General features: G+C 43.0%; 18 protein-coding genes. 15 read left to right on the plus strand and 3 right to left on the minus strand.

The annotated features are described in order from the left end of the window. Nucleotides 1-146: 146 nt before the first annotated feature. The 4 genes from pepA (at nucleotide 147) to AB6N04_RS14355 (ending at nucleotide 6,160) form a co-directional block, all read left to right on the plus strand. The gene (pepA, locus tag AB6N04_RS14340; protein WP_369308969.1) at nucleotides 147-1,658 is read left to right on the plus strand and encodes a leucyl aminopeptidase; all 1,512 of its coding nucleotides are present in this window, start codon (nucleotides 147-149) and stop codon (nucleotides 1,656-1,658) included. A gap of 479 nt (nucleotides 1,659-2,137) precedes the next feature. Continuing rightward, on the plus strand, nucleotides 2,138-2,587 hold the full coding sequence (locus AB6N04_RS14345; protein WP_369308970.1) for a DNA polymerase III subunit chi: 450 nt from the start codon (nucleotides 2,138-2,140) through the stop codon (nucleotides 2,585-2,587). A 35-nt stretch (nucleotides 2,588-2,622) separates the two neighbouring features. Then, nucleotides 2,623-5,493, plus strand: a complete 2,871-nt coding sequence (locus AB6N04_RS14350; protein WP_369312128.1) for a valine--tRNA ligase — start codon at nucleotides 2,623-2,625, stop codon at nucleotides 5,491-5,493. Between the two features lie 163 nt (nucleotides 5,494-5,656). Further along, the gene (locus AB6N04_RS14355; RefSeq protein WP_369308971.1) at nucleotides 5,657-6,160 is read left to right on the plus strand and encodes a GNAT family N-acetyltransferase; all 504 of its coding nucleotides are present in this window, start codon (nucleotides 5,657-5,659) and stop codon (nucleotides 6,158-6,160) included. 71 nt (nucleotides 6,161-6,231) lie between these two features. Here AB6N04_RS14355 and rraB read toward each other — a convergent pair whose 3' ends face one another. Continuing rightward, nucleotides 6,232-6,645 carry a ribonuclease E inhibitor RraB gene (gene rraB / locus AB6N04_RS14360; protein WP_369308972.1) on the minus strand — a complete coding sequence of 138 codons (414 nt, stop codon included), beginning with the start codon at nucleotides 6,643-6,645 and terminating at the stop codon, nucleotides 6,232-6,234. A gap of 162 nt (nucleotides 6,646-6,807) precedes the next feature. On the opposite strand from rraB, the gene argF reads away from it, so the two are divergent. After that, on the plus strand, nucleotides 6,808-7,833 hold the full coding sequence (argF, locus tag AB6N04_RS14365) for an ornithine carbamoyltransferase (RefSeq protein WP_369308973.1): 1,026 nt from the start codon (nucleotides 6,808-6,810) through the stop codon (nucleotides 7,831-7,833). A gap of 49 nt (nucleotides 7,834-7,882) precedes the next feature. On the opposite strand, the gene phnX is transcribed toward argF, so the two are convergent. Further along, nucleotides 7,883-8,692, minus strand: a complete 810-nt coding sequence (gene phnX, locus AB6N04_RS14370) for a phosphonoacetaldehyde hydrolase (RefSeq protein WP_369308974.1) — start codon at nucleotides 8,690-8,692, stop codon at nucleotides 7,883-7,885. A gap of 12 nt (nucleotides 8,693-8,704) precedes the next feature. After that, on the minus strand, nucleotides 8,705-9,805 hold the full coding sequence (gene phnW, locus AB6N04_RS14375; protein ID WP_369308975.1) for a 2-aminoethylphosphonate--pyruvate transaminase: 1,101 nt from the start codon (nucleotides 9,803-9,805) through the stop codon (nucleotides 8,705-8,707). Nucleotides 9,806-9,942: 137 nt separating this feature from the next. Between phnW and phnR the strand changes: the two genes are divergently transcribed. The 10 genes from phnR (at nucleotide 9,943) to ridA (ending at nucleotide 18,497) form a co-directional block, all read left to right on the plus strand. Continuing rightward, on the plus strand, nucleotides 9,943-10,662 hold the full coding sequence (gene phnR / locus AB6N04_RS14380; RefSeq protein ID WP_369308976.1) for a phosphonate utilization transcriptional regulator PhnR: 720 nt from the start codon (nucleotides 9,943-9,945) through the stop codon (nucleotides 10,660-10,662). A gap of 215 nt (nucleotides 10,663-10,877) precedes the next feature. Beyond that, nucleotides 10,878-11,891: a 2-aminoethylphosphonate ABC transporter substrate-binding protein gene (phnS, locus tag AB6N04_RS14385; RefSeq protein WP_369308977.1), complete on the plus strand. Its 1,014-nt coding sequence runs from the start codon at nucleotides 10,878-10,880 to the stop codon at nucleotides 11,889-11,891. Between the two features lie 6 nt (nucleotides 11,892-11,897). After that, a complete protein-coding gene (phnT, locus tag AB6N04_RS14390) occupies nucleotides 11,898-13,007 on the plus strand; it encodes a 2-aminoethylphosphonate ABC transport system ATP-binding subunit PhnT (protein WP_369308978.1) in 1,110 nt (369 codons plus the stop codon). 1 nt (nucleotide 13,008) lies between these two features. After that, entirely contained in the window at nucleotides 13,009-13,866 is an 858-nt protein-coding gene (gene phnU, locus AB6N04_RS14395; RefSeq protein ID WP_369308979.1) for a 2-aminoethylphosphonate ABC transporter permease subunit, read from the plus strand. A gap of 74 nt (nucleotides 13,867-13,940) precedes the next feature. Then, nucleotides 13,941-14,738 carry a 2-aminoethylphosphonate ABC transport system, membrane component PhnV gene (gene phnV / locus AB6N04_RS14400; RefSeq protein WP_369308980.1) on the plus strand — a complete coding sequence of 266 codons (798 nt, stop codon included), beginning with the start codon at nucleotides 13,941-13,943 and terminating at the stop codon, nucleotides 14,736-14,738. Between the two features lie 361 nt (nucleotides 14,739-15,099). Next, nucleotides 15,100-15,603 (plus strand): fimbrial protein, encoded by a 504-nt coding sequence (locus AB6N04_RS14405; RefSeq protein ID WP_369308981.1) that lies wholly within the window; start codon nucleotides 15,100-15,102, stop codon nucleotides 15,601-15,603. Between the two features lie 103 nt (nucleotides 15,604-15,706). Then, nucleotides 15,707-16,216, plus strand: a complete 510-nt coding sequence (locus AB6N04_RS14410) for a hypothetical protein (RefSeq protein WP_369308982.1) — start codon at nucleotides 15,707-15,709, stop codon at nucleotides 16,214-16,216. A 346-nt stretch (nucleotides 16,217-16,562) separates the two neighbouring features. Continuing rightward, nucleotides 16,563-17,498 (plus strand): aspartate carbamoyltransferase, encoded by a 936-nt coding sequence (gene pyrB / locus AB6N04_RS14415; protein WP_369308983.1) that lies wholly within the window; start codon nucleotides 16,563-16,565, stop codon nucleotides 17,496-17,498. Nucleotides 17,499-17,511: 13 nt separating this feature from the next. Next, the gene (gene pyrI / locus AB6N04_RS14420; RefSeq protein WP_369308984.1) at nucleotides 17,512-17,976 is read left to right on the plus strand and encodes an aspartate carbamoyltransferase regulatory subunit; all 465 of its coding nucleotides are present in this window, start codon (nucleotides 17,512-17,514) and stop codon (nucleotides 17,974-17,976) included. A gap of 134 nt (nucleotides 17,977-18,110) precedes the next feature. Continuing rightward, nucleotides 18,111-18,497 (plus strand): 2-iminobutanoate/2-iminopropanoate deaminase, encoded by a 387-nt coding sequence (ridA, locus tag AB6N04_RS14425; RefSeq protein ID WP_219244857.1) that lies wholly within the window; start codon nucleotides 18,111-18,113, stop codon nucleotides 18,495-18,497. The last annotated feature ends 516 nt before the right edge of the window (nucleotides 18,498-19,013 follow it).

Here is a 19,013-nt window from a genome sequence, read left to right on the forward strand (position 1 = left end):
TTCGCAATAAACAGCATACAACGTGAGTTATTTCGCGTATAGATGGTTAGTTTAACATAAAGAGTTTATTCTCTATGAGGTAGATCATGCGAAACGTTAATTTTAGCGGGAGCATCGGCCTTTGTCTTTAAGATTCAGGAGAACGCATGGAGTTTAGTGTAAAAAGTGGTAGCCCGGAGAAACAACGCAGCGCATGTATCGTTGTCGGTGTCTTTGAACCACGCCGTCTGTCCCCAATTGCTGAACAGTTGGACAAAATCAGTGACGGATATATCAGCGCCCTGCTGCGCCGTGGCGAACTTGAAGGTAAAGTAGGTCAATCCCTGCTACTCCATCATGTACCTAACGTTCTGTCTGAACGCATTCTGCTTATCGGCTGTGGTAAAGAACGCGAGTTAGACGAGCGCCAATTTAAACAAATTATTCAGAAAACAATTAGCACACTGAATGAAACAGGCTCAATGGAAGCCGTTTGCTTCCTGACTGAATTACATGTAAAAGGTCGCAACAACTACTGGAAAGTCCGTCAAGCCGTCGAAACTGCAAAAGAATCGCTGTATGTGTTTGATCAACTGAAAAGTAATAAAACAGAACATCGCCGTCCACTGCGTAAATTGGTATTTAATGTCCCTACACGCCGTGAGCTCACCAGTGGTGAACGTGCAATTTCTCATGGCTTGGCTATCGCCTCTGGGGTTAAAGCCGCTAAAGACCTGAGCAATATGCCTCCAAATATCTGTAATGCAGGTTATTTAGCGTCTCAAGCGCGTCAATTAGCCGATCTTTCAGACAGCAAACTGACCACTCGTGTGATTGGTGAAGAGCAGATGAAAGAGTTAGGTATGAATGCATATCTAGCCGTGGGTCAAGGTTCACAAAACGAATCACTGATGTCCATCATGGAATATAAAGGCAGTCCAGATCCTGACAGCAAACCCATCGTTCTGTTAGGTAAAGGATTAACCTTTGACTCAGGTGGTATTTCTATCAAACCGGCCGATAGCATGGATGAAATGAAATACGACATGTGTGGTGCGGCTTCTGTTTACGGTGTCATGCGCTTTATCACTGAGCTACAGTTACCTCTTAACGTGATTGGGGTACTGGCTGGTTGTGAAAACATGCCGGGAGGCCGTGCTTATCGCCCTGGTGATATTCTCACGACGATGTCAGGCCAAACTGTTGAAGTACTCAATACCGATGCAGAAGGTCGTTTAGTGCTGTGTGATGCGCTAACCTATGTTGAACGTTTTGATCCTGAGTTGGTTATCGATATCGCGACCTTAACGGGTGCATGTGTCATTGCTTTAGGTAGCCACTATACGGGCTTGATGTCGAATCATAATCCACTGGCTCATGAGCTGTTAAATGCCTCTGAGCAGGCTGGCGACCGTGCATGGCGCTTACCGTTAGCGGATGAATATTTTGACCAAATCACGCCGAACTTTGCTGACTTAGCGAATACAGGTGGTCGCCCAGCAGGTGCAATTACCGCAGGCTGCTTCCTCTCTCGTTTTGCGACCAAATATAATTGGGCACATCTCGATATCGCGGGTACGGCATGGCGTTCAGGCGCAGCGAAAGGCGCAACCGGTCGCCCTGTTTCGATGTTGGCACAATTCTTATTGAATCGTGCTGGCTTAAATGGTGATGAGTAATCCCATTTAGTGGCTTAACAGTACTTCGTCTGTAATAATATCCCGAAGAGCAATAGCGATTCGGGATATGTTTTTTTTGGTTTTCGATATACGAATAAAGCCATTTTGAGGCAGCTATAAAAAAGTATATAATTCAGCGTAGAGATAATCTTGCACTGACCGCTGAGTAAAGCGTAGCCAACACCCCTACAAATTTAAGTATAACCCTTAACGTTATACCCTAAATAATTGAATTTGTAGGTAGGCGGCAAGTGATTGAGGCCTTAGGAGTAGACAAAAGTATGTGACTAAGGCGAAAGCGCATAGCCAACACCCCTACAAATTTAAGTATAACCCTTAACGTTATACCCTAAATAATTGAATTTGTAGGTAGGCGGCAAGTGATTGAGGCCTTAGGAGCATACAAAAGTATGTGACTAAGGCGAAAGCGCGTAGCCAACACCCCTACAAATTTAAGTATGACGGGTATAGATGGGTATATGAAAAAAGGTACATTCTATCAGCTAAAAACCCCCTCCCCACACGCTGAATACGAAGCCCACGAATGGTTAGCTTGTGAGCTTGCTGCTCAAATGTGGCGTCATGGAAAACGGGTTTTGATTGCGTGTGAAACGCAACAAGAAGCCGAAAAAATTGATGAAGCCTTGTGGCAACGGGATCCTCATCAATTTGTTCCCCATAATTTGGCAGGAGAGGGTCCTCGTTATGGTGCACCTATTGAAATTTGCTGGCCTGAAAAACGGGGCAATTCCCCTCGTGATGTTTTGGTTAATTTACAATCACATTTCGCAGATTTTGCAACAGCTTTCCATGAAGTGATAGACTTTGTACCTATTGATGAAACTTTAAAACAGTTGGCGCGTGAACGGTATAAAACATACCGCAGCGTCGGCTTCAATTTGACAATGGCGACGCCGCCAACTTACTGAATATAAAGATGATGGAAAAGAAACCTGATAGCCCAATGAACGAGCCTTCCCTCGATAAAACCTATAACCCCGCAGAAATTGAGCAGAGCCTGTATGCTCACTGGGAGAAAAGCGGTTATTTTAAACCTAATGGGGATACCACCCAAGATAGTTTCTGTGTCGTTATTCCACCACCGAACGTCACTGGTAGCCTGCACATGGGGCACGCTTTCCAACAAACTATCATGGACACTATGATCCGTTACCAACGTATGCAAGGTAAAAATACCTTATGGCAGACGGGAACTGACCATGCGGGTATCGCAACTCAGATGGTGGTTGAGCGTAAAATTGCAGCGGAAGAAGGTAAAACTCGCCACGATTATGGTCGTGAACCGTTCATTGACAAAATTTGGCAGTGGAAAGCAGAATCCGGCGGCACTATCTCACAGCAAATGCGCCGTTTAGGTGACTCTGTTGACTGGGATCGCGAACGCTTCACCATGGATGAAGGCCTGTCTAAAGCGGTAAAAGAAGCCTTCGTACGGATGTATAAAGAAAACCTGATTTACCGCGGCAAACGCCTCGTTAACTGGGATCCTAAACTGCATACCGCCATTTCTGATCTTGAAGTTGAAAATCGTGAAATCAAAGGTTCCATGTGGCATCTGCGCTATCCACTGGCTGACGGCGCAAAAACGGCTGAAGGTAAAGATTATTTAGTGGTTGCCACCACCCGCCCTGAAACCATGTTAGGGGATACTGGTGTTGCCGTTAACCCAGAAGATCCACGTTATAAAGATTTAATTGGCAAAGAAATTATTCTACCGATTATTAATCGCCGTATTCCAATTGTGGGTGACGAACACGCGGATATGGAAAAAGGCACGGGTTGCGTGAAAATCACCCCTGCTCATGACTTTAACGACTATGAAGTCGGTAAACGCCATCAGTTAACAATGATTAATATGATGGATTTAGATGGTAATGTACGTCACGAAGCAGAGGTTTTCGATACCAACGGCCACCCTTCTACTGCCTATAGCAGTGAAATTCCAGAAAATTACCGTGGGATGGAGCGTTTTGCTGCACGTAAAGCCATCGTTGCCGAATTCGATTCACTCGGCTTATTAGTTGAAGTTAAACCTCACGATTTAACCGTGCCTTACGGTGACCGTGGTGGTGTGGTTATTGAGCCAATGCTGACCGACCAATGGTATGTACGCACGGCACCTTTAGCGAAAGACGCGATTAAAGCCGTAGAAGATGGTCGTATCCAATTCGTTCCACGCCAATACGAAAACATGTATTTCTCTTGGATGCGTGATATTCAAGATTGGTGTATTTCTCGTCAGTTATGGTGGGGTCACCGTATTCCTGCATGGTATGACGATAAAGGCAATGTCTACGTAGGCCGTGATGAAGACGAAGTTCGTCGTGAAAACAATCTAGCGGCAGATATTGCACTGCGCCAAGACGAAGACGTATTGGACACATGGTTCTCTTCCGGTCTGTGGACATTCTCAACATTAGGTTGGCCAGAAAATACCGATGCACTAAAAACTTTCCATCCAACAGATGTATTAGTTAGTGGCTTCGATATCATTTTCTTCTGGATCGCCCGTATGATCATGATGACCATGCACTTCATCAAAGATGAAAACGGCGAGCCACAAGTGCCATTTAAAACGGTCTACATGACAGGTCTGATCCGTGATGAAGAAGGCCAAAAAATGTCTAAGTCCAAAGGGAACGTTATTGACCCACTGGATATGATTGATGGAATTTCACTCGAAGATCTGCTGGAAAAACGCACGGGCAACATGATGCAGCCACAATTGGCTGAAAAAATTGCGAAACGAACCCGTAAAGAGTATCCGGAAGGAATTGAAGCCCATGGTACTGACGCACTACGCTTTACGTTAGCAGCATTAGCGTCAACGGGTCGTGATATCAACTGGGATATGAAACGCCTGTCTGGTTACCGTAATTTCTGTAATAAATTATGGAATGCAAGCCGTTTCGTTCTGATGAATACGGAAGGCCAAGACTGCGGTCAAAATGGCGGTGAAATGAGCTTCTCATTGGCTGATCGCTGGATCATGGCACAGTTCAACCAAACCGTGAAAGCGTACCGTGAAGCGCTAGATACTCACCGTTACGATATCGCCGCAGGTATTTTGTATGATTTCACATGGAATGAGTTCTGTGACTGGTACTTAGAGCTGTCTAAGCCTGCGGTTCATAAAGGTAACGAAGCGCAAGTTCGTGCCGCTCGTTTTACTTTAATTGAGGTACTAGAAGGCTTGCTGCGCCTTGCTCATCCAATCATTCCATTCATTACTGAGACCATTTGGCAACGTGTTAAAGTGGTTAAAGGTATTGATGCCGATACCATTATGCTACAAGCGTTTCCAGAGTTCGATGCGGCTAAAGTCGATGAACTTGCACTGAGCGATCTTGAGTGGATCAAAGAAGCGATTATTGCTGTACGTAATATCCGTGCAGAAATGAACATTTCTCCAGGCAAACCACTGGATGTGATGTTGCGTGGTGCTTCTGCGGATGCTAAACGCCGTGTAGAAGAAAACCAAAGCTTTATCAAATCGATGGCACGCTTAGAGAGCATCCGCATACTGGCTGAAGGTGAAGAGGCCCCTGTTTCTGTCACTAAACTGGTTGGTGGTGCTGAGCTACTGATCCCAATGGCTGGTCTTGTCGACAAAGACGCGGAACTGGCTCGTTTAGATAAAGAGCTGGAAAAAGTGGTTAAAGAAATTGACGCTATTGAAAGCAAACTGGCAAACGATGGTTTCGTTAGCCGTGCACCTGCTGCGGTAGTGGAAAAAGAGCGTGAGCGTTTAACTGCAAATATTGAAGCGAAAGCGAAAATTGAAGCACAGAAAGTGACTATTGCCTCTTTGTAATCATTAAGTTTTGCATCTCTCGCCCTGACTTGTCATCGATGAGTCAGGGCTTTTTTATCTCTGAGTATTGAAAAACCTTGAAAGATCCTCAATATCATAAGCATTGCACCAACCAATGGTTCAATTGAAGTTATAATCAATACAAATAAAAAGAGATGTTCTCATGACAACAAACACAACCTCTACTGTTCAAATTCGTTTAATTGAACCTAAAGATAATCCAGGGATCGCGGCAGTTATTCGTGAAGTTTCCGCAGAACATGGTTTAACCGCAGATAAAGGTTTTGCTGTAGCGGACCCTATTTTAGATACCTTATATGAAGTGTATAGTAAGCCACGCAGCGCGTACTGGGTGGTCGAAATGGACGGTAAGGTAGTTGGCGGCGGCGGGATTTCTCAAGTTGCCGGTGGCGACGAACAAACCGCAGAACTACAAAAAATGTATCTCTCATCTGTATTACGCGGTAAAGGCTTAGCCAAGCAAATCGTCCTTCAGTCACTGGAATTTGCTAAACAGCAAGGTTATACCCGCTGCTACTTAGAAACCACTAAAGAGCTGCAAGCTGCGATTAAATTATATGAAAAATTAGGCTTCGACTTTATCGATGAGCCTCTGGGTAATACTGGTCATAGTGACTGTGAAATTCGCATGTTGAAGGCGTTATAATTTTAATCCGTAAAACAAAAAAGGATAGTTTTTAGCTATCCTTTTAAGTCTATAAACGATTCGACTAATTATTAATGAACCCGATCTTCTGGTTCAGGATCGTCACCGTCTTCGTCGTCATATTCTGCGTCTGGATCTTCAAAATAAGTGCCCCAACCATCGTAATTGACGCCCATTTTTTCAGCCAGTTTCATTAATTGCTCAACCTGAGCATCAATTAACTCTGCATTTAATGCACTTTCACTGATCACATCACAGCACATTAGTGTTTCACCCGTTTCGATTTCGAGCTCTTCTGCATCCGTCACTTCATAACCGAGTTTAAACGCTTCAACTGCGGCCTTTTCTAATAACGCAAAGTTATCCGCAGAAAAGTGATGTTCAATGGCATACAGTGCATCTGGGTCACTGCCATCTTCCAGTAATTCTTCGATAATTAGCCGAGTTTCTTCGTGCTGTGCATCGAGTTCTGCTTTATCAACCATATCCACACCCCTTATTCCATTATCGCTATTCTCTGCCTCATTCTCCCATAGGGTTAGCAGTGAAACCATACTTTTCAAAATAATTCTTTTTCATTTGGGGTTGATTTTGAATTTTTATGAATATAAATTGAATATTAATTCAACTAAAAAAGGCTGCATTTTATGAATCCCTTCTATAATAAGCATTTTCTCAGATTATTGGATTTTACTTCTAGCGAAATTCATTCATTATTAAAACTCTCTGCTTGGTTAAAATCAGAAAAAAAAGCAGGGACTGAGCCCCCCCTTCTTGCTGGTAAAAATTTAGCCCTTATCTTTGAAAAAGATTCCACACGCACCCGCTGCGCATTTGAAGTTGGCGCCTTTGACCAAGGCGCTAGAGTGACCTATTTAGGGCCTTCTGGTAGCCAAATTGGCCACAAAGAAACGATGAAAGATACCGCAAGAGTCCTCGGCAGAATGTACGATGGGATCCAATATCGGGGCTTTGCGCAAAGCACTGTTGATGTATTAGCCGCGCATTCGGGAGTGCCTGTGTGGAATGGACTAACTAACGAATTCCATCCCACACAGTTATTAGCCGACTTGCTGACGATTCAAGAACACCGACCAAATACCCCTTTCTCTGAAATTAAATTTGCATATTTAGGCGATGCGCGCAATAACATGGGTAACTCTATGTTAGAAGCGGCCGCGCTGACAGGGTTAGATTTGCGTTTAGTGGCGCCTAAGAGTTGCTGGCCTGAACAGGCGCTGATTGATACCTGCCAACAAATTGCCAAAACGACAGGGGCGAAAATCACGCTCACTGAAGATGTGGCACAAGGTGTCAAAGGGGCAGACTTTATTTATACCGATGTGTGGGTATCAATGGGGGAAGCCAAAGAGGTTTGGGCACAAAGAATTCATCTGTTAAAACCTTATCAGGTCAATATGGATGTGATTAAGTTAACAGGTAACCCAAATGTAAAATTCCTGCACTGCTTACCTGCATTTCACAATGAAGACACTACGCTTGGGGCACAATTAGCAAAAGAGTTCAATATGTTTGGCGGATTAGAAGTGACTGAAGAAGTGTTTGAGTCCCCTTACAGCATTGTGTTCGATCAAGCAGAAAACCGCTTGCACACCATTAAAGCCGTGATGGTGGCGACATTAGCCCCTGAATTACCCGTTACTGTTTTCTAAGCCTATGCCCCTCAATGCAAACTATTGGGTTGAGGGGCAATAGAATCCGCTAAGGTCGCTCGCCTTTTGCTAAACGCTGATTGATGCTTTCAATCACTTCCGGCAAATCAGCCAAGGTATCAATCACATAATGAGCACCTGCGGCATACAGCTTATCTACCGCGCGCTGTTTAAGTATATCGACGTCATATTTGGGCATCCTTTGATACTCATCCCATGTTTTACCAAACTCATTCCCTGATAGAGCCACCCCAACACTCCACATCCCAGCATTACGCCCTTCTTCGATCCCCGGTACCGCATCATCCACTTTGATACAGGTGAACACGGAATGAATACCTAATTCAATCACGTTTTTCAGTGCCATCCATGGCCCTGGGCGTGCCCCTGCTGGGATATCGTCACTCGCCACCCAATAATCCGGCTGATAACCTTGTGCAGCAGCTGCGGGAACCAGTTTTTCCATCACGGCTCTAGGATACCCAGAACAGGAACCTATCTTAATGTTTTGCTGACGTAGTGTCGCAATAGTGTCGATAACACCTTCAATTGGAGAGGCAAAATCGACAACTTTGGCAATTTGCAGTGGCATAAATGCAGCGTAGATAGCATCAATATCCTCATTGTTCATTGAGCGCTCAAATTTTGCATTCCAAAGGGCATCAACTTCAGGTAATTTCCCCAATGCTTCAATATGTTGCCACTTGCCTAGCCCCATTGGGATCCGTGCTTGTGCTAGGGCAATGTTAATATCAAACGCACCTTTAAAGGCTTCAATAAAAATTTGAGTCGGCGCAAAAGAGCCAAAATCGACGGTAGTGCCCGCCCAATCGAGAATAACAGCTTGAATGCGAACCATATTTTTCCCTTATTATTTCCAGTAAATGGCTTTTTCAATTGCCACCAGCAATGCATCTATCTGTTGTTCATATACTTCACCAATATTTCCAATACGAAAGCAATCACTCTGAGAGACTTTCCCCGGGTAAATAACAAAGCCTTGAACTTTTAAGCGCTGATAGAATGTGTTGAATTGATAATCAGGTGAACTTGGTGAGTAGAATGCAGTGATAATTGGCGAATGCACGTTATCTTCGAGTAATGTGGTAAAACCTAATGCTCTCATACCCGCGACCAACTTTTGTTGGTTTTGCTGGTAACGTTGAAACCTTGCCACAACCCCACCTTCTTCGCTAAGCTCTTTAAGTGCTTGAGCAAAAGCCAGCACGGTATGTGTGGGTGAAGTAAACCGCCATTTGCCATGATAATCCTCCATACAGCGCCACTGTGCATATAAATCAAGTGAGAGTGAACGTGAATGCCCTTTACATTGTTCAAGGGCTTGAGTTCGCGCGATCACAAAGGCAAAACCGGGTACACCTTGAATACATTTATTGGCTGAACTAATTAAGAAATCGATGTTTAGCGCAGCAATATCCATAGGGATCCCCCCAAAACTACTCATTGCATCCACGATATAGTGTTTTTGATACTGTTTGGCTAATTTCGCCACTTTTTCGATAGGGTTGAGGATCCCTGTCGTGGTTTCACAATGCACCATGGCAATGTGTGTAATTGCGCTATCTTGTTGTAATATTTGCTCAATCCATTGCTCATCAGGTAAAGTCATTTCACCACAATCATACACACAATGATTGATAGCCAGTCGCTGAGCCATTTCGGCCATCCGTGTGCCATAAGCCCCATTACTGATAATAAATACTTTGTCCGTAGCGCTCACTGCACTACCTAAAACCGCCTCTACAGCATAACTTCCACTACCTTGCAGCAAAACAGCGGAGTACCCTGATTGAGTTGTCGCTAATTCAACAAGCTGTTGGCGAATACGCTGTACCACCGCCAGATTGTAATCATCATCCCATGTGCAACTATCAAATAACATCGCCTCTTTGACGGTTTTCGAGGTCGTCAGCGGCCCTGGAGTTAATAACAAATAATGATCCGTTGTCATTCAATTCACCCTTGGTCTATACCAGATAACTATTATCATGGTCGTAAATAAGCCAAAAGGTCAAAGGAAAAGTCGCTATGAAACAAAAAATTCATATAACTATGTATAATGTGAAAAAACAATAACAGGAAATAGCGATGAAATTATCAACGGAGGAAACCCCTCAATACTTGCTGATTAAGGCACAGTTGCAGGCGCGTATCCAAAATGGCGCATTAAAAAGTGGCGACAAGCTCCCTTCTGAACGCGAGCTTTGTGCCATTTTTAATACGACAAGAGTAACCATTCGCGAAAGTTTGGCGCAGTTAGAGTCCAGTGGTGCAATTTACCGCTCTGAACGCCGAGGCTGGTTTGTCACACCGGAGCGCCTTTGGCTAGATCCCACGCAAAATACCAATTTTCATAAACTCTGCATTGAGCAAGGACGGCAACCGAAAACTAGGTTACTGGACGGACGGGTGGCCACCGTACCTCTTGATGCGATGTCCCCACTGCAACTTCAGCCTTTTGAGCAAATCTATCTCCTGACTCGTTTACGTTTCGCTGATGATAGAGCGGTTTGTTATTGCGAAAACCACTGCCTACCCGCTCGCGTTCCCGAGCTACTGAGCCATGATCTCAACGGTAGCTTAACCGAAGTGTATGAAGCACATTTTGGGCTGATATATACCAGCATGCATTTATCCTTCTATCCAACCGCAATGCCCCCGCAAGCGGCTCATGCGCTAGGTGTGTCGGTTGGTCGACCTGCTTTGCTGTTACAGCGTTTAAACTATGATCAATATGGCCGAATTTTGGATTACGATGTGGAATATTGGCGACACGATAGCCTGCGTATTGAAGTTGATACCTTATAAACAGAGGTTCTAGCCAAGTTCACTAGGTGGCGAGCCTTGCCCCTTGCCTAATCTAACTTTAATTCGAATAAAAATTAACCATCAAAGATCAACAGCCCCTAGGCCAATAAAATATTTTTCGCTATTTAATCGCATTTCATCTTTTTGTCATATAAACCCGTTAGCGTAAAAACATCTGGTATATACCAATACGATTTACCTAACTGGAGATAACCATGAAACCGACTTATTTAGCTGGATTATTGATAGCCGCCTTTTGTTCTACCTCTGCATTTGCAGCTGATATTGTGACAGTTTATTCCGCTGATGGTCTACACGATGGCAACAATAGTTGGTATAAGAACCAATTTGCTGCTTTCACCAAGCAAACAGGCATTAAAGTTCAATATGTAGAAAGCGGTTCAGGTGCCATCGTAGAAAGGCTGGCTAAAGAGCGCACTAACCCTCAAGCGGATGTGCTGATCACCGTTCCTCCCTTTATTCAACGCGCCGCTAAAAATCAGTTACTTGCTGAATTTACCCCGGACGCAGCCACTCATATTCCAAATTCAAACGCTTACTACACCCCCATTGTCAATAATTACCTAACGTTTATCTATAACGCGAACTTATTAAAATCACCGCCTGAAAATTGGGATGCACTACTCGACTCTCGTTTTAAAAATAAATTGCAGTATTCCACACCTGGACAAGCAGGCGACGGGACGGCAGTGATGCTACAAGTTTTTCATAGTTTCAAAAGCAAAGACGCTGGGTTCGATTATTTAGGAAAGTTACAGGTCAATAATGTGGGGCCATCTGCTTCTACAGGAAAGCTCACCGCCCTTGTCAACAAAGGGGAATTGTATGTTGCTAACGGTGACTTACAAATGAACTTATCCCAAATGGCACGAAATCCAAATGTGCAAATTTTCTGGCCCAAAAATGAAAATGGTGAACGCAGTGCTCTGGTTCTGCCGTACGTCGTCGGCTTAGTGAATAATGGTCCAGAAACTGAAAATGGCAAAAAATTGATTAATTTCTTGTTAGATAAGCCATCCCAAAGCCGTGTCAGTGAGCTTTCTTGGGGCATGCCTGTCCGTTCGGATATCACACCATCAGATGCACAATATCGTACTGCGGTGAAAACCTTAGAGGGAGTGAAAACTTGGCAACCCAATTGGGACGATGTCGAAGTGTCTCTTTCTGCTGATATTTCCCGCTGGCAGCAAGTCACAGATAGCGAGTAATTTGGCATGTTAATGAAACGACAACCTATCACCACGATGCAAAAAACCGCACACTCTGGTATTACCTTAGAGTCTTTGCGCGTGTCTTACCACAATCATGTCGTGCTAAAACCACTCGACTTAACCATCGAGCCAGGTGAAATATTAGTGCTCATTGGTCCATCAGGTTCAGGCAAAACAACAGTATTACGCGCAATCGCAGGGTTTGCACAGCCCGATAACGGGCGAATTTTATTGGGTGATATGGATATCACCCACCTTCCCCCCTATCAACGCGGTCTGGGAATGGTGGTGCAAAACTATGCGCTTTTTCCCCATATGAAAGTTGAAGACAATGTCGCATTTGGGCTTCGAGCACAAAAAAAGTCTAATTCATTGATTAAGGAGCGAGTCGCTGAGGCATTAAATATTGTTGGTATGACGGATTATGCAACCCGCTACCCTCATCAGCTTTCCGGTGGGCAACAACAGCGTGTCGCCATTGCAAGAGCTATTGCGGTACGTCCTCGCGTGTTACTGCTCGATGAACCGCTTTGTGCGTTGGATGCGCAAATTCGTCACAATATGGTAGAGGAAATTGCGCGTTTACACCGCGAGCTCCCTGAACTCACCATCTTATATGTCACTCATGACCAAACTGAAGCCCTCGCATTAGGGGATAAAATTGGCATCATGAAAGAGGGCTATCTTGTTGCTCATGGTGAAAAAAACGCCTTGTACCACCGACCGCCAAACCGTTTTGCGGCTGAGTTTTTGGGGCGAGCTAATATTTTACCCGCCACACCTCTCTCCTTTTCCGCCACGCCTGCTCAAGTGAATGTCAGTTGTGCGGGTACATTGTTAGAGGCACAAACATTAGGAATGCGAGCGGGTACCCAAAAATTTGTGTGTATTCGCCCGCAGCACATCACTTTAATTCCTCATTCTAAAGCGACTAATCAACTCCATGGCAGATTGCAATCCATTCGCTGGCAGGGGGATCTTACTCATTTAATTTGTGATGTTGCAGGGGAAACGATGAGTGTTGCTGTTACACACTTAGCAACCCCTCCTCACGTTGGCGATAAGCTCACGTTATGGTTTTCTCCTACTGATACCGTTTTGATTGAGGAATGATATGTCACACATCAGATTGTCAAAAGGCCCCTCCTTGACGCTCAATCCCTTGTATTGGGTCTTGCCACCCCTACTGGTGCTCATCACACTATTTTTTTACCCACTATTGCTTATTGCAGCACAAGCACTACAAACTAAAACAGGGGAATTTGGGCTAGACGCATTTTGGCAACTTATTGAATCAAAGCGTTTTATTAGTGGGTTATGGAACACGCTACACATTGCCTTTTTTGCCACAATGGGTTGTCTGGTTGTAGGTAGTGTTCTATCGCTGATATTGGTTTTTGTGCCGTTTCCGGGCAGCCGATTTATCACTCAAGTGATTGATACTTTTATTGCTTTACCGACATTTTTAATTACCCTTTCGTTTACGTTCATTTATGGCTCAGCGGGATTACTCAACGGGGCATTAATAGCGATGTTCGATTTTGAGCTTCCCCCTATTGATTTCCTGTATTCCGTTAATGGGGTGATTTTAGCTGAGATCACCGTATTTACCCCGCTGATCATGCGTCCATTAATGGCTGCACTGCGCCAGATAGACAAAAGCCAACTCGAAGCCGCCAGTATTTTAGGTGCGCATCCTGCGCGTGTTATTACCCAAGTTATTTTTCCTGCCGCCATCCCTGCACTGCTTGCTGGTGGTAGCCTCTGCTTACTACTAACCACCAATGAATTTGGCATTGTCTTGTTTATTGGGGCAAAAGGCGTCAACACCTTACCCATGATGGTATACAGCAAAGCTATACTAGAATCTGATTATACGGTGGCTTGTATGATTGCCATGGTCAATATTGTGCTGTCGATCGGGTTATTTTCCCTCTATAGACTGGCGACAACTCGCCTTAGCGCTAGGTGAGAGGCTGTTAGCTAAAATGGTTTTAATTCAAATAAAAATTCACCATCAAAATAAACGGCCCTTAGGAGCTAATAATGTTGATTTGGTCTAAAAAAGGGCGCATAACGGTCATCGTTATCGCTGTCACGCTATTTAGTAGCTTATTTTTACTACCATTGATGATGATTTTACTGTCGAGCTTTAGCCGACAATGGAATGGCATTTTACCCACCGGGTTTACGTTTGAACATTTTGTGAATGCGTTTAGTGGACCTGCATGGGATGCCATCTTATCAAGCTTAATCGTTGGGTTGTGTGCCAGTTTATTTGCTTTGTTTTGTGGACTTTGGGCTGCATTAGCGCTCAGAAGGCAAAGCACCAAGTGGCAAAAATTTTGCGGTATCGTATTTTATTTACCCAGCGCCATCCCATCTGTATCGATTGGACTTGGGATCCTTGTGGCATTTAGCCAAGGTTACTTTCAGATGAACGGCACATTTTGGATCGTGTTTAGTGCCCACTTTGTTCTGATCTCTGCGTTTACTTTTAGCCACATTTCCACAGGGTTAGCACGTATTTCTCCCGATATTGAAAATATTGCCTCCAGCTTAGGCGCTTCCCCTTGGTATCGGTTATGTCATGTGACGTTACCATTATTGATGCCATGGATGATATCAGCCTTAGCATTAAGCCTATCACTGTCTTTAGGGGAATTAGGCGCAACCATGATGCTATATCCACCTGGGTGGGTTACATTACCAGTGTCGATTTTTAGCTTAACCGATCGGGGGAATATCGCCGATGGCTCTGCACTCACCATAGTGCTTGTGGCAATAACCCTACTATTAATGATGAAGCTAGAAAGAATAGCCAAAAAATTGGGGCAAAAATAATCACGAAAAAGCCTAAAAAGGCTTTTTCACTTTTCATCCATATCATCGAGTGTTTCAATAATCGTATTTTTAACATGCTTAACATATTTAATACAATTAACATATTTAAAAATAATTTAAGTTATTAATCATAAAAGCATTGAAATGACACTTAAGTAATTAGGCGGACAATTTAAAATAAATCGCTGAGTATTTATACTGAAAATTAAATATCATTAATCCACTGAGGCTTAAAAAAAGCGTTTTCCATTGCATTAAGCGAAAAATCAATATTAAGTTTTTATTTAAACTATCGCTATTTAATAACAATCACATATTGTCTAAAATGCTCTTTCTTTATATTAATAAAAAGGAATTTTTCATGAATTTGCTAAAAAAAAGTGGATTAGCATTGCTCGTCTGTGTTTCTTTACCTGCGTTATCTGCTGTCCAAAATATGCCAATTAATATTAAAGGTACATTTTCAAATGTCACTCAGCCTTGTACGGACACTAAGCTTGAATTTACCACGGCTTTCGGCGCTATTAACACGCTAGAAAAAGTGGGTGATGAAACATCCTATAGAAGCTCAGGCGGTTTAAGTTTTAATTGCCAATTCCCTGCTAAAGCAAAACTAACGTTCACCGCCAACAATGCACCAAATGCACCTGATTTATTTAAAACATCGAGTGATGCTTTTGGTGTTAAATTAAAATATAATGATGTGGAAGTAAAACCGGGTCAGTCTAATGATCTTAACGTTTCCCAAGGAAGTAATTATATTTCTTTCCAAACAAGCATGAAACGTGTATTAGCCAATGGCCCTAACGATTTTGGTAATCATACTTTTGATATCATCGGTAATTTGGCGATTACTTACCAATAATATATTACCTCTACATTTTGAACTGAGTCATCGTGTTACTCAGTTCAAAATGTTTGATTATAATAAATGAGTAATAACGCTTATTTTATTTGAGATATTTATAATGTATGCCATTAACTTAAAAATATTTATTCCATCTATATTATTATTCGGTATTACACCTTACTCTTTATCTGCAACACAAAATATGCCTATTCATATTAGTGGAACATTTTCAAATGCCCCATTATGTCAACTTACTGACAATTCGACCTTTTCAAACTTTACTCATGAGGCTAATTCCTCTAAAAAAATAGGGCAAGAAACCACAGCACACAAAGTTCCGCTTTCCATTGATTGCGAAGCACCAGTTAACGCTCAATTATCATTTACAACACCGGCAAGTGCCCATTCTAGTCAGCTATTCCAGACGTCGAGTAAAGCACATGCTATCAAATTAAGCTGGCAAGGTGAGCAAATACTACCGAATAAAAGCATTGCTATCACGATGACGCAAAATCAAAAAATTTATTATCTCGACGCTGCATTAGTGAGAGTTGCACCGAGTGGCGTAGGTGATTATGGCGAACACACGTTTAACATCGCAGGGAATTTGGCGATAGATTACCCCTAAATAATTTCCAATGATATCTGTGATGATAAGTTTTCCATCTTGCTGATTTCTTAAATTTTTATTGATTTGACTAATTTTCAATCCAAAAATAAAAAATAAAATTTTCATTTTTCTTTATGCAAACGCTTGCGTCAGCAAGAGACATGGGTATAATGCGCCACAATTTGTCGGGAGAAACCATGAACGCTGCTGCTGTATTTTTTACACAGAACACCTCCAACGTACTGCCTTCGAGCGGTCTGGACAGCCTGTTTTTTCCCTCCGTATTGATAAAAAAGCCCCTCATTGAGGGGCTTTTTTTTGGCCTATAGACTTAACATGTCTTGCTGACAAAAGGAGAACAACCATGCCGAATCCTTTATATCTTCGCGATATCATTTCGATTAACGATTTAGACCGCTCAGATCTTGAGCTTGTGCTCACCGTGGCTGCATCATTAAAAAAACAGCCACAACCTGAATTTCTGAAACATAAAGTCGTTGCAAGTTGTTTCTTCGAGGCATCAACCAGAACACGTTTATCATTCGAAACTGCAATCCACCGCTTGGGGGCGTCGGTTGTGGGTTTCTCTGATAGCACCAACACATCGTTAGGTAAAAAAGGCGAAACCTTAGCGGATACGATTTCGGTTATTAGCCAATATGTTGATGCGATCGTCATGCGTCACCCACAGGAGGGCGCAGCACGTTTAGCAAGCCAATTTGCAGGCCAAATCCCTGTCATCAACGCTGGAGACGGTTCTAACCAGCACCCAACACAAACTCTACTGGATTTGTTCACTATCCAAGAAACACAAGGCCGTTTAGAAAACTTGCAGGTGGCAATGGTTGGTGATCTCAAATACGGCAGAACCGTACACTCACTAACGCAGGCCTTGTCTAAGTTTGAAGGAAACCACTTCTATTTTATCGCCCCTGAAGCGCTATCTATGCCGAACCATATCTTGCATATTTTGGAAGAAAAAGGCGCAACTTATAGCTTGCACAATAATATCGATGAAGTGATGCCAGAGCTGGATATTCTGTATATGACACGCGTCCAAAAAGAGCGGCTTGACCCGTCTGAATATGCGAATGTGAAAGCACAGTTCATCTTGCGTGCCGAAGATTTACATTCAGCCAAACCAAATTTAAAAGTCTTACACCCACTGCCACGTATTGATGAAATCACCGTAGACGTGGATAGCACACCTTATGCCTATTACTTCCAACAAGCAGGTAACGGTATCTATGCACGCCAAGCGTTGCTATCACTGGTTTTAAATAAAGAATTGGCTATCTGAGGAGGAACTTATCATGACACACGACCATAAACTACAAGTTGAAGCAATCAGCTACGGTACCGTTATCGACCACATTCCTGCTCAAATTGGCTTTAAGCTACTAAAATTATTTAGGCTGACCAAAACAGATGAACGCATTACCATTGGGCTAAATTTACCCTCAAGTCATCTGGGCAAAAAAGACATTATCAAAATCGAGAATACCTTTTTAACCCCTGAGCAAGCTAACCAATTGGCGATGTATGCCCCAGAAGCGACCGTGAATCGCATTGAAGACTACCAAGTCGTTGAAAAATTGGAATTAACATTACCTGAACATATCGATAATGTGCTGGTATGCCCTAACAGTAACTGTATTAGCCACAATGAACCCGTTGCAAGCAGTTTCCGCGTGAAGAAATTGGGCAAAGAAGTCGCATTGACCTGTCGTTTCTGTGAAAAAGAGTTCGATAGAGATGCTGTGATCAATAACCAATAGGTTATTTCAGCGTAGACTTCGGTGTTGTCTGGGCGCAATCCGTGTTTTAATAGTGCCTAATAGCCATAAAAATGTGACTCCACCTAAGTAATATCAGACGAGTCGCTTCTTTTACGTGATGAAACGGAGTAATTATGTCATACGAAATCAATACAGAAAACGCACCCGCTGCCATTGGTCCATACGTTCAAGGCGTTGATTTGGGTAGCATGGTTATCACTTCAGGCCAAATTCCTGTTGATCCAAAAACGGGGGACGTGCCAGAAGATATCGCCGCACAGACTCGCCAATCACTGGCTAACGTCAAAGCGATCTTAGAGAAAGCAGGCTTAACAGCAGCCGATATCGTCAAAACCACTGTATTCGTTAAAGACTTAAATGACTTTGCGACAGTCAATGCGACCTATGAAGAATTCTTCAAGCAACACAATGCGCCATTCCCAGCGCGTTCTTGCGTTGAAGTCGCCCGTCTTCCAAAAGATGTAAAAATTGAAATCGAAGCAATCGCAGTACGCAAATAACGCTTAATTCTATGCAGGCACCCCATTATCCTGATGGGGTGTTAATCACCGTCCATTGTCAAATATTACGCGGCTCTCTACGTCTCCCCCTTCTTTTCTTTTTTACCGTCAGGTTTCTCCCCTAAACCAACCGACGCGTCAATAATTCAACCCATCAGCATGGTGACAACAAGTGCCATCATACCTGAAGGCAATAAAGCGAATTCATACTGTGAATACCTGTTATTAATTATAGATACATGATGATTTCATTTTCTTAATTCATGATTAAACTCATCGCCAATACTGGGCAATTTTCGTTAACTTAATGGAAACTTAAGTTAAACTTTTTGATTACCCACAAAATTATTTATTTTTCCCCCCACGTTGAATATTCAGGAACTTAATTATTTTCCTTGTCTTAGATCAAATTAATGTCAGCTAAAAAAAAGTAATATCCCACATATTGTGTTTTAATTGCCAGCATAGACACTATATGTAGTATTTATTCACATTTTATCCACAGATAAACGCTAA

The organism is Providencia rettgeri, from assembly GCF_041075285.1.
Lineage (GTDB): Bacteria > Pseudomonadota > Gammaproteobacteria > Enterobacterales > Enterobacteriaceae > Providencia > Providencia rettgeri_G.

What these genes read in the sequence shown, in the direction of transcription:
- pepA (WP_369308969.1), top strand. Translation starts at nt 147, where the DNA reads ATGGAGTTTAGTGTAAAAAGTGGTAGCCCGGAGAAACAACGCAGCGCA.
- AB6N04_RS14345 (WP_369308970.1), top strand. Translation starts at nt 2,138, where the DNA reads ATGAAAAAAGGTACATTCTATCAGCTAAAAACCCCCTCCCCACACGCT.
- AB6N04_RS14350 (WP_369312128.1), top strand. Translation starts at nt 2,623, where the DNA reads ATGAACGAGCCTTCCCTCGATAAAACCTATAACCCCGCAGAAATTGAG.
- AB6N04_RS14355 (WP_369308971.1), top strand. Translation starts at nt 5,657, where the DNA reads ATGACAACAAACACAACCTCTACTGTTCAAATTCGTTTAATTGAACCT.
- rraB (WP_369308972.1), bottom strand. Translation starts at nt 6,645, where the DNA reads ATGGTTGATAAAGCAGAACTCGATGCACAGCACGAAGAAACTCGGCTA.
- argF (WP_369308973.1), top strand. Translation starts at nt 6,808, where the DNA reads ATGAATCCCTTCTATAATAAGCATTTTCTCAGATTATTGGATTTTACT.
- phnX (WP_369308974.1), bottom strand. Translation starts at nt 8,692, where the DNA reads ATGGTTCGCATTCAAGCTGTTATTCTCGATTGGGCGGGCACTACCGTC.
- phnW (WP_369308975.1), bottom strand. Translation starts at nt 9,805, where the DNA reads ATGACAACGGATCATTATTTGTTATTAACTCCAGGGCCGCTGACGACC.
- phnR (WP_369308976.1), top strand. Translation starts at nt 9,943, where the DNA reads ATGAAATTATCAACGGAGGAAACCCCTCAATACTTGCTGATTAAGGCA.
- phnS (WP_369308977.1), top strand. Translation starts at nt 10,878, where the DNA reads ATGAAACCGACTTATTTAGCTGGATTATTGATAGCCGCCTTTTGTTCT.
- phnT (WP_369308978.1), top strand. Translation starts at nt 11,898, where the DNA reads ATGTTAATGAAACGACAACCTATCACCACGATGCAAAAAACCGCACAC.
- phnU (WP_369308979.1), top strand. Translation starts at nt 13,009, where the DNA reads ATGTCACACATCAGATTGTCAAAAGGCCCCTCCTTGACGCTCAATCCC.
- phnV (WP_369308980.1), top strand. Translation starts at nt 13,941, where the DNA reads ATGTTGATTTGGTCTAAAAAAGGGCGCATAACGGTCATCGTTATCGCT.
- AB6N04_RS14405 (WP_369308981.1), top strand. Translation starts at nt 15,100, where the DNA reads ATGAATTTGCTAAAAAAAAGTGGATTAGCATTGCTCGTCTGTGTTTCT.
- AB6N04_RS14410 (WP_369308982.1), top strand. Translation starts at nt 15,707, where the DNA reads ATGTATGCCATTAACTTAAAAATATTTATTCCATCTATATTATTATTC.
- pyrB (WP_369308983.1), top strand. Translation starts at nt 16,563, where the DNA reads ATGCCGAATCCTTTATATCTTCGCGATATCATTTCGATTAACGATTTA.
- pyrI (WP_369308984.1), top strand. Translation starts at nt 17,512, where the DNA reads ATGACACACGACCATAAACTACAAGTTGAAGCAATCAGCTACGGTACC.
- ridA (WP_219244857.1), top strand. Translation starts at nt 18,111, where the DNA reads ATGTCATACGAAATCAATACAGAAAACGCACCCGCTGCCATTGGTCCA.